The organism is Erythrobacter sp. (assembly GCF_038133525.1).
GTDB lineage: Bacteria > Pseudomonadota > Alphaproteobacteria > Sphingomonadales > Sphingomonadaceae > Qipengyuania.
This window is the reverse complement of the sequence record NZ_JAYPTL010000013.1, coordinates 5,361-15,016: the sequence shown is the minus strand read 5'-3', so window position 1 is coordinate 15,016 and position 9,656 is coordinate 5,361. Positions and strand designations below refer to the sequence as shown.

Sequence of the window (9,656 nt, the reverse complement as noted above, 5' to 3'; positions counted from 1 at the left end):
CGCTTCAGACTTCAGCCACCATGCGGCGCGCGACGGCTTGGTTCCATCGATCAGCCAGGTGGGGAAAGTCGGCAGCAGCTTTCCGCCATAGCCGAACTCGGCGAGCACGATCTTGCCGCGCTCCACGGTCAGCGGGCAACTGCCATAGCCGTCATAGGCAAAGGGCAGCGGCATGCCTTCGATATTGGCCAGCAGATTGGCCGCCACGATCGGCGCCTGCTTGCGGGCCGCTGCCGCGGTCTTCGCATTCGGCGTGGTGGTGCAATCGCCCAGCGCGAAGATGTTCTCGTAACGCTTATGGCGCAGCGTTTCCTGGTCGACGTCGACCCAGCCGCCCTCGCCCGCCAGCAGACTCTCTGCCACCACCGCGGGTGCGACCTGCGGCGGGACAACATGGATCATGTCGAAATCGACCGTTTTCTCGCCATCTTGGGTACGGAAAGTCGCCTGCTTTGCCAGCCCATCCACGGCGATAAGGGTCTCGTTCAGGTCCAGCTCGATCCCGTAGCGTTCGACGTAACCCATCAGCGCAGGCACATAGTCGGCTACGCCGAACAGCACGCCGCCGGCATTGTGGAACTGCACGTCGATGCGGTTGAGCACGCCCGACCGCTCCCAGTGGCTGCATGACAGGTACATCGCCTTCTGCGGCGCGCCTGCGCATTTAATCGGCATCGGCGGCTGGGTGAACAGCGCCGCACCCTCCTGCAGCCCCTGCACCAGCCGCCAGGTATAGGGCGCCAGGTCGAAGCGATAATTGGAAGTGACACCATTGCGGCCGAGTGTTTCCGGCAAGCCGTCAATCCCACCCCAGTTGAGCGTGAGTCCGGTGGCGACCACCAACTGGCGATAGCTCACACGGCTCCCGTCACCCAGGAGGATCGTATCGCTCTCCGGCTCGAAACTTGCGACCGGTTGCCGCAACCAGGTGACCTCGGACGGAATCAGCTCTTCCATCGGTCGCACAGTCTGGTCGGCTTCAAAAATCCCTCCGCCGACCATGGTCCACCCTGGCTGGTAGAAATGCTCGGTAGCGGGGTCGACGACGGCAATCGACAGGTCCCGCCGGCGCTTGCGGATCGACGCGATGGCCGCAAGGCCAGCAGCCCCGGCGCCAACCACGACAATGTCAAAATCGGTACGGGCCATTCTGCAGATCCTCGCGCAGTGTGGGGTTCAAGGCTTCAAGGCAAAACGGTGAAGGATCATCCCGGCGATCATCGCCACGACGAACACGATGGCGGGGACAAAGGCAGTCGCCAGCGAGGCGACGGCCGGCCCGGGGCACAGGCCGGTGATACCCCAGCCGACGCCGAACAGCGCAGAGCCAACCAGCAGCTTGCCGTCGATCGTGCTGGTTCCCGGCAGGTCAAAGGTGGTCCCGTCAAAGCTCTTGTCCATGCGGCGCTGGACCAGCCACACCGGAGCCATGACGAGCAGCGCGCCACCCATGACAAAGGCCAGCGTTGGGTCCCATTGGCCGAGGATGTCGAGGAAGGCCCTGACCCTTGCAGGATCGGTCATGCCCCCGATGGCAAGGCCGGCTCCGAACAGCAGGCCGCTGAGGATGGCGACGAACTGGCGCATCTCTAGCCTCCCAGTCCCATAAGGCGCATCGCGAATACCGTCAGAACGCCGAAGGTCATGAAGGTCAGCGTCGCTACGATCGAGCGCGGGGAAAGTCGTGACATGCCGCAGACGCCGTGACCGCTGGTGCAACCGCTACCCATTCGCGTGCCGAAGCCGACGATGACACCACCAAGCGCCAGGAGTGGCCAGTTGTCCATGAAGGTCTGTTCGACCGGTCCACTGACGACATTGACCAGCGCCGCGCCGCCAATCAGCGCCACGATGAACAGCGCGGCCGCCCCATCGCGTCGTCCGGGGGCAATCCCGGTGGCACGGGCGAACAGCCCGCTGACCCCGGCAATGCGCCCGCTACCAAGCAGGAAAACTGCCGCAGCTGTGCCGATCAGCAGGCCGCCGACCAGCCCGTGTAGGGGCATGGCGTAAGGAAAGGCCGCGATCGTCATACGGCGTTGATCGGTATCTTGATGTAGCTCACACCATTGTCCTCCGGTTCGGGCAGGCGCCCCCCGCGAATATTCACCTGCACCGAGGGCATGATGAGATCGGGCATCGCCAGCGTGCGGTCGCGCATGGTGCGCATCCCCACGAACTCATCCTCGCTCACGCCATCGCGGACATGAACGTTGTGCGCGCGTTGTTGCCCAACCGTGGTTTCCCAGGCGAAATCATCGCGGCCGGGCGCCTTGTAGTCGTGGCACATGAACAGCCGCGTCTCGGAAGGCAGCGACAGCAAGCGACGGATCGACTGGTATAGCCGACGGGCATCGCCGCCCGGGAAGTCGGCCCGCGCAGTGCCGAAGTCAGGCATGAAGATCGTATCACCGACGAAGGCAGCATCGCCGATGACGAAAGCCAGGTCGGCCGGCGTATGGCCGGGAACATGGAGCACGATCGCATCGAGGGATCCAATGGTGAAACGATCGCCGTCGTCGAACAGACGATCGAATTGCGAACCGTCCCTTTGGAAATCGGAACCGGCGTTGAATAGCTTGCCGAATACCTCCTGCACGATGCGGATATCCCTGCCGATGGCGAGCTTCCCGCCGAGACGCTCCTGCAAATAAGGAGCGGCAGAAAGATGATCAGCATGAGCGTGCGTTTCGAGCAGCCATTCGACCTCAAGATTATTGACTTTCACATATTCAATAATCAACTTTGCCGAATGATCGTCAGTCCGACCGGAAGCAGCCTCATAGTCGAGCACCGAGTCGATTACCGCCGCCTTGCCGGTGGCTGGATCGCTCACGACATAACTGACCGTGTTCGTAGCCTCGTCAAAAAAGGCAGCAATGGTCGGTCGCTTGGCAGCATCCGCCCGCGCCACTTCGATCTGTTGCGAAGCCTGGTTCAGCGCATTGTCGGTCATAGAATCACCATTGCACATTTCCTGTAATCGTGTAATTAATTTACCTAAGCGATTAGGTCAAGTAGACCGCACGCGAATTGAGCGATCAGAGTAAGCGAGTGACATGATGGAAGGGATTGGCGGTGGTGTTCTGAGGATTGGAACGACCGCACCGAACACGATCGACTGCGGGGCAGGTGGTCTTGTCGGACTACCGCGGATCATGGGTGCTGCTCGCATCTCACCCCGGCGATTTCACCCCTGTTTGCACGAGCGAGTTCGTCGCCCTGGCGCAGCGACAGGCCGAATTCGAGCGAATGGGATGCCATATCCTCGCGCTCTCCGTAGACAGTCTGTTTGCGCACCTGGCGTGGATACGACTGATCAAGGAAGCGACGGGGACTGAGGTTCATTTCCCCCTCATCGAAGATCCCACGCTGGAGATCGCCCGCGCATACGGAATGGTCGACGCGGAAGCTTCGGACGCTTCGACCGTGCGGGCCAGCTTCCTCATCGACCCGGCCGGGGTCATCCGCCTGATCACATTCTATCCGGCAAATGTGGGCCGCAGCGTCGACGAAACCTTGCGCGCGCTGGCCGCGCTGCAAGCTGCCGATCGCGAGGACCGCTTGTGCCCGGCGGATTGGCACCCGGGCGCGCCTACCATGCCTCAGCCAACCATGGACAACGCCGGCGTGCTTGGCTCCGGCCTGACTGACTGGTTTTACAATAAGAACTGACGAGAGTGTGTCGCAATGAAGGACTTGAATAACCCCGAACGCTGCCCCTCGATTGAGGCTCTGCGCGCCTTGGCGCACGCCGGGCGCCTCAAGATACTATGCACCATCGGCGAAGGTCGATTGTCGGTCGGCGAGATCGAGGAGGCAACAGGAATTGGCCAGCCAAGTCTGTCGCAGCAGTTGCGCATCTTGCGTGATGCGGGCCTCGTGGTGGGCGAGCGGCTTGCCAAACAGGTATTCTACACGGTCGACCGGGCTGTTCTCGATGACCTGGTTGCGCGGATCGGATCCATCATCCCACGCGAAGCACCTGCCGCGCCGCGCACAGCCGAAAGCCCAGCACGCCCCGGCGCCGGCGCAGCCTTTGCCCGCGTCCTGCGCTAGTCACTTGCCGGCCGCCGAGTGCTCGGCCAAATCCAGCGGGTGAACACCTCACCTGCACCCGCAACGCAAGGAATCAATAAGCGCGTCATCTGGGCCATCGCTCTGCCCGCGATGGTCACCAACGTCGCGACCGCGCTAATTGGCGTGGGCGACATGTGGATTGTCGGCCAGCTTGGCGATGCGCCGACACAGGGCGCGGTCGACGTGGGTGCAAAACTATTCGCCGTGCTGTTCACGGTGATGAATTTCCTCAAGACAGGTACCACAGGACTGGTGGCGCAAGCTGGAACCCGTAGCGGGAATTCCGAACAGTTCGGCATCCTAATGCGTGGCCTGTTTGTTGGCCTGACAATCGCGGCGCTGCTGCTGTTTGCACGCCCGATCCTGCTGCCTGCGATGCTCGATGCACTAGGTGCCCAGGACGCCGTGCACGAGGCTGCCGATGCCTACGCCGGGATCCGCTATTGGAGTGCGCCTGCCGTAATGGCTAATTTTGCGTTGGTCGGCTTTCTCGTCGGGCGGCGACAGATGACGCAAGTACTGGTGATCGAGGTTGCCTACAACCTTCTAAATGTGGCCCTCGGGCTGTGGCTCGCACTAGGACTGCACTGGGGCATTGAAGGTATTGCCTGGGCCAGCGTCGCAGCGGAATGCACCAAGCTCGCCGCTTGCACCATGCTGGTTTTCGGCCGCAACAGCGGTGGACTTCGCGTGAAACTGCATCAGGGCGCGCATCTTTCACTCGCGGCGCTCAAGCCGTTCCTCCTGGTCAATCGCGACCTGTTCCTGCGCACTGTCATGTTGATGGTGTCTATTGCTGCCCTGACCCGCCTCAGCGCTGAGCGCGGACCGGTGGTGCTCGCAGCCAATGGCATAGCCTACCAGTTGTTTATCCTGTCGGCACTCTTGCTCGACGGTTTCGAGAACGCAGCGCAAGTACTCAATGGAGAGCGGATGGGAGCCGAAGACCGCAGAGGGTTCCGCGCCTATTTTCGAGCCATCCTGCTTCGTGGGCTTGGCACGGCAGCGCTTCTTGCCGCAGTCTTTGCGGCGCTAGGACACACCATCATTGCGGGGTTCGCCGCAACGCCCGAAGTCGCAGTGGAAGCCCTAGCGCTACTGCCGTGGATTGTCGCAATGCCTTTGGCCGGCGTGACCAGTTTCGTTTTCGACGGGGTCTTTGTGGGAGCCAGTTGGACCCGAGCCCTGTTGTTGAGCATGGCTGGTGCGGCAATGGGCTATGCAGCCCTGCTATGGCTGACCTGGCCGCTGGGCAACAATGGCTTATGGCTATCGTTCATCGCATTCCTACTGATGCGGGCGGGGCTTCAGGCTGTGCAGATGCCGCGCCTATTGCGCAGCTGATCGGGCAGCCGTTTCGCGCTTCGCTTCGGGTGTGGCCAGCGTGGTGACGGTACCTTGTAGCCTGGCAGCACACACACGATCACGCCCGGCTTCCTTCGCCCGATAGAGCTCCGCATCCGCGCGCGCGAACATCTTGCCATAGCCTTCGTTCTCAAGCCGCTCCGCAACGCCGAAACTGGCCGTCAACCGCACGTCAGATGGCAGACCGGTCACCGGCGTATCGCCCAAACGGCGGCGAATGCGTTCAGCCATGGCTTCCGCCTGCGAACCATCGCAATTCCATGCCAGGATGCAAAATTCCTCTCCGCCGATGCGCCCGGCGACATCACTGTTACGGATCATCCCCGCGATCAAAGAGCCGAACGCCGCAATCCCTTGATCGCCCGCCTGGTGGCCATAGACATCGTTGACGCTCTTAAAGTGATCGATATCGGCGACAATTAGGCTGACTGAGACACCTTCCTGCTTTGCGCGCTCGATCGTCGCCAGCGCATCCTGTTCGAAGGCACGGCGAGCCCGCAGCCCGGTGAGCATGTCACGCATGGCCCGCTCGCGCTCGGCAATCACCTGGTCCCAAGCGCAGGCGCCAACCAGGGTAACGGCGGTCATCAGCGACTGGATGGTTATCGCGACACTGAGGACCGAGTAATACATCGACTCCCGGTAGTCCGACGCACCCGACCCACCGGCAATCAGCAAGGTAAGCACCGGACGGACGAGGAACTGCGTCGCCGAGGCTGCGAAGAGCACGATCACCAGGATATCGATCGCGCTCCGGCGGTTCGCCTGGAGCAACGCCATGGTGCCAAGGGCGAACATCACCCCGTAGCCGGTGTTGACGATGTAAAGCCGCGGGTCGGCCTGATCAGAAACCGCGATCGCCACCAGCAGCGTCACCGCTGAGACGCCGTAGATATAGCCCATGACGGGCAAGGATATCGCTTCGCCCGCGCGGTTCGCCGCGCCCCAGACGGCACAGACGCAGCCGAGCGAATAGAGCAGTTGGGTCAGCGGGAAGACATAGGCTGCGCCAGTATCGGGAATGAGATGGGTCGCAAGGAAACCGAGTCCGAAAAAGAAATAGGCGCCCGCGAATGCGAGCACATAGTGCCCCATATTTCCGCGTTTCCACATGACAAGGAACACGGCCATGAAGACCGCCGCCATCATGGGGGTAATCAACCCCAGTATTTGTTCTTGATCCATGTGGACGGGAGCCCCCCATAAATTCCCGTTTCACTACAAATGTATTTCGCCAATACCAAAAGCACCCCCAGTGTCGAGCGCTTATTGCCCCAATTCAACCGGATTGGAGTGGTTGGCGAGTACTCCGACAGTCGCCGCCCAGACGGCAACGTTCTGCCGCAACTGCACCGGATCGACCTTGTCCAGCGTATCGTCAGGCGTGTGGTGCAAGTCGAAATAGCGCGTGCCGTCCTGCTGCAGATCAACCAGCGCGCCCTTCTGCGCGCGCACGACATTGAGGTCAGCACCGCCGTGGGCCACCTGCTTCGACGGGGCGACGCCTAATCGGGCGACCGCCGCAGCGAGCTGCTTGTAGAGATCGGCATCGCTCTCGGTGAAATTGCTGTCGATGCGCCAGATGCGATCGGCACCGAAGTCACTTTCCAGACCAACCATGAAGGGCTCGTTCCGATGCGCATCGGCATAGGCGCTACTGCCGAACAGGCCGACTTCTTCCGCCCCGGCAAAGAGCACGCGGATCGTGCGGAGCGGCTGGCCAAAAGCGGCGGCCTGCTTGGCCGCGGCGGCGATGATTGCGCAACCTGCGCCATCGTCTACCGCGCCGGTACCCAAGTCCCAGCTGTCCAAGTGACAGGCGAGCAGCACCGGTGGCAGCGAAGGATCGCGACCGACAATCTCGCCGGTGACATTGCCGCTCTTGGTCATACCCAAGTCACGCGGCGTCAGCACCAGTCTCATTGTGACCGGCTGGCCGTTGGCCCGTGCAAAGATGCGCTCGAGATTATCGGCATCGGGGTTGGAGAGTGCGCCCGCAGGGGTCGGTTTGACACCTTCGGCAAAAGTCGTGCCGCCCGTGTGCGGCGTGCGATGGCTCTCGGTCCCGATCGACCGGATCACCGTGGCGATCGCACCCTTGCTCGCGGCAAGCGAAGCACCCGTCCAGCGCGCCGGACCGGCGAAGCCGTAGCCCGATCCGTCCTGCGTCGGGCGCATGTCATGGCTGATGAAGGCGATCTTGCCTTTCAGGCTGTCTGGCGCCGCCGCCTCGAGCACGGCATAGGTGGGGAAGAAGACAACCTCCGCCTCGATCCCGTTCTCTCCGGTCGAAGCAGTGCCGCCCAGAGCAGTTATGTGCATGGGCTGCTGGAAGGGAGCCAACACAACGGCGGTTTCCGTACCCCGGACCCATGTGCGCATGTCATAAGGCTCTTCGACCACATTGACGAAACCATTGGTACGCAGCCATTGCATGGACCAGGCGCGCCCCCGCGCCTCCGCCTCGGTCCCCGCCATGCGCGGGCCAACCTCGGTGGTGAGACCTTCGAGGAAGTCCCACGCCAGCCCATCCTCAGCGGCAACCCGCTCTGCATGATCGCCCACTGTCGAAGGCGGCGGAGCGGCAGTCAGCGAAGCGGGAACGGCGAGCGAGAGCGCCACCAGCGCGAGGAGCGGTTTTTGCATGGGCGGGCTAGCTATCACGCTTTGCCCGCAAGTCCAGCGACTTGCGCGTTCCGCTTGCCCCTTTCCCTTCGCGCCATTATCTGGCCCCCAAACCTGTCGGGCACCTCTGTCCGCCTACCCCATTCAGACCACGAAGGACCCCGCCCCGATGGCCGCTCAATACGCCTTTGTCATGAAGGACATGACCAAGACCTTCCCCGGTGCGCAGAAGCCGGTGCTGTCGAACATCAACCTACAATTCTACCAGGGTGCGAAGATCGGTATCGTCGGCCCCAACGGCGCGGGCAAATCGACCCTGATCAAGATCATGGCGGGTATCGACAAGGACTTCACCGGCGAAGCCTGGCCGGGCGAGAACATCACTGTCGGCTATCTCGAGCAAGAGCCCGAGCTCGACCCGACCAAAACCGTCCTCGAAAACGTGCGCGAAGGCGCGAAAGAGACCGCAGACCTCGTCGCTCGTTTCAACGAGATCAGCGCTTTGATGTGCGAGCCTGATGCCGATTTCGACGCGCTTGGCGCGGAAATGGGTGAATTGCAGGACAAAATCGATGCTGTTGACGGCTGGACGCTCGACAACCAGCTGGAAGTCGCAATGGAGGCACTCCGCTGCCCGCCAGGCGATATGGGTGTCGAAACGCTGTCGGGCGGTGAAAAGCGCCGCGTCGCGCTGACGCGCCTGCTGATCCAGAAGCCCAGCATCCTGCTGCTCGACGAACCGACCAACCACCTCGATGCCGAAAGCGTCCAGTGGCTCGAAAACCACCTCAAGGAATATGCCGGCGCGGTGCTGATGATCACCCACGACCGCTATTTCCTCGACAACGTCGTCGGCTGGATCCTCGAACTCGATCGCGGCAGCTACTACCCTTACGAGGGCAACTACTCGACCTATCTCGAGAAGAAGGCCAAGCGTCTCGAGCAGGAAAGCCGCGAGGAAAGCGGCAAGCAGAAGGCGCTGCAGCGCGAACTCGAATGGATCCGGCAGACCCCCGCCGCGCGCCAGACCAAGTCCAAGGCGCGTATCCGCAAGTTCGAAGAACTGCAGAACAGCCAGGACAATCGCCAGGTCGGCAAGGCGCAGATTGTCATCCAGGTGCCCGAGCGCCTCGGTGGCAAGGTGATCGAGGCCAAGAACATCTCCAAGGCCTATGGCGACAAACTGCTGTTCGAAAACCTCAGCTTCATCCTGCCTCCGGGCGGCATCGTCGGCGTGATCGGTCCCAATGGCGCGGGCAAGTCGACGCTGTTCAAGATCCTCACGGGCAAGGAACAACCCGACAGCGGCACAATCGAGATCGGTTCGACCGTACGCCTCGGCTATGTCGACCAGAGCCGCGACCACCTCGATCCCAAGCACAATGTCTGGGAGGAAATTTCGGACGGGCTCGATTACATGAAAGTCAACGGCCAGGACATGTCGACGCGGGCCTATGTCGGTGCCTTCAACTTCAAGGGCGCGGACCAGCAGAAGAACGTCGGCAAGCTTTCGGGCGGTGAACGCAACCGCGTGCACATGGCCAAGATGCTCAAGCAGGGCGGCAACGTGCTGCTACTCGACGAAC

At 62.0% G+C, this 9,656-nt stretch carries 10 protein-coding genes; 4 read left to right on the top strand and 6 right to left on the bottom strand.

Annotation, left to right across the window (positions count from 1 at the left end; all coding sequences use genetic code 11):
* The 4 genes from AAFM29_RS05010 to AAFM29_RS04995 form a co-directional block, all read right to left on the bottom strand.
* On the bottom strand, positions 1-1,149 hold a 1,149-nt coding region (locus AAFM29_RS05010; protein WP_341711715.1), incomplete at its 3' end, for an FAD/NAD(P)-binding oxidoreductase.
* Positions 1,150-1,176: 27 nt separating this feature from the next.
* Positions 1,177-1,587 (bottom strand): DUF6691 family protein, encoded by a 411-nt coding sequence (locus AAFM29_RS05005; RefSeq protein WP_341711714.1) that lies wholly within the window; start codon positions 1,585-1,587, stop codon positions 1,177-1,179.
* Between the two features lie 2 nt (positions 1,588-1,589).
* Complete coding sequence (locus tag AAFM29_RS05000) at positions 1,590-2,033, bottom strand: YeeE/YedE thiosulfate transporter family protein (protein WP_341711713.1); 444 nt, start codon at positions 2,031-2,033, stop codon at positions 1,590-1,592.
* Positions 2,030-2,956, bottom strand: a complete 927-nt coding sequence (locus AAFM29_RS04995) for an MBL fold metallo-hydrolase (protein WP_341711712.1) — start codon at positions 2,954-2,956, stop codon at positions 2,030-2,032. Before AAFM29_RS04995 ends, AAFM29_RS05000 begins: the two co-directional genes overlap by 4 nt.
* A 182-nt stretch (positions 2,957-3,138) precedes the next feature.
* Here AAFM29_RS04995 and AAFM29_RS04990 point away from each other — a divergent pair, with 182 nt between their 5' ends.
* From AAFM29_RS04990 to AAFM29_RS04980, 3 genes are read left to right on the top strand one after another with little or no spacing between them, the layout of a single operon-like run.
* The gene (locus AAFM29_RS04990) at positions 3,139-3,675 is read left to right on the top strand and encodes a redoxin domain-containing protein (protein WP_341711711.1); all 537 of its coding nucleotides are present in this window, start codon (positions 3,139-3,141) and stop codon (positions 3,673-3,675) included.
* A 15-nt stretch (positions 3,676-3,690) separates the two neighbouring features.
* Positions 3,691-4,059 (top strand): metalloregulator ArsR/SmtB family transcription factor, encoded by a 369-nt coding sequence (locus tag AAFM29_RS04985; RefSeq protein ID WP_341711710.1) that lies wholly within the window; start codon positions 3,691-3,693, stop codon positions 4,057-4,059.
* Between the two features lie 39 nt (positions 4,060-4,098).
* On the top strand, positions 4,099-5,424 hold the full coding sequence (locus AAFM29_RS04980; RefSeq protein WP_341711709.1) for an MATE family efflux transporter: 1,326 nt from the start codon (positions 4,099-4,101) through the stop codon (positions 5,422-5,424).
* On the opposite strand, the gene AAFM29_RS04975 is transcribed toward AAFM29_RS04980, so the two are convergent.
* The gene (locus AAFM29_RS04975; protein ID WP_341711708.1) at positions 5,410-6,630 is read right to left on the bottom strand and encodes a GGDEF domain-containing protein; all 1,221 of its coding nucleotides are present in this window, start codon (positions 6,628-6,630) and stop codon (positions 5,410-5,412) included. The genes AAFM29_RS04980 and AAFM29_RS04975 overlap by 15 nt on opposite strands.
* 81 nt (positions 6,631-6,711) lie before the next feature.
* Positions 6,712-8,091, bottom strand: coding sequence for a M20/M25/M40 family metallo-hydrolase (locus AAFM29_RS04970; RefSeq protein ID WP_341711707.1), 1,380 nt, complete (start codon positions 8,089-8,091; stop codon positions 6,712-6,714).
* A 148-nt stretch (positions 8,092-8,239) separates the two neighbouring features.
* On the opposite strand from AAFM29_RS04970, the gene ettA reads away from it, so the two are divergent.
* A partial coding sequence (gene ettA / locus AAFM29_RS04965) for an energy-dependent translational throttle protein EttA (protein WP_341711706.1) occupies positions 8,240-9,656 on the top strand: 1,417 nt, incomplete at its 3' end.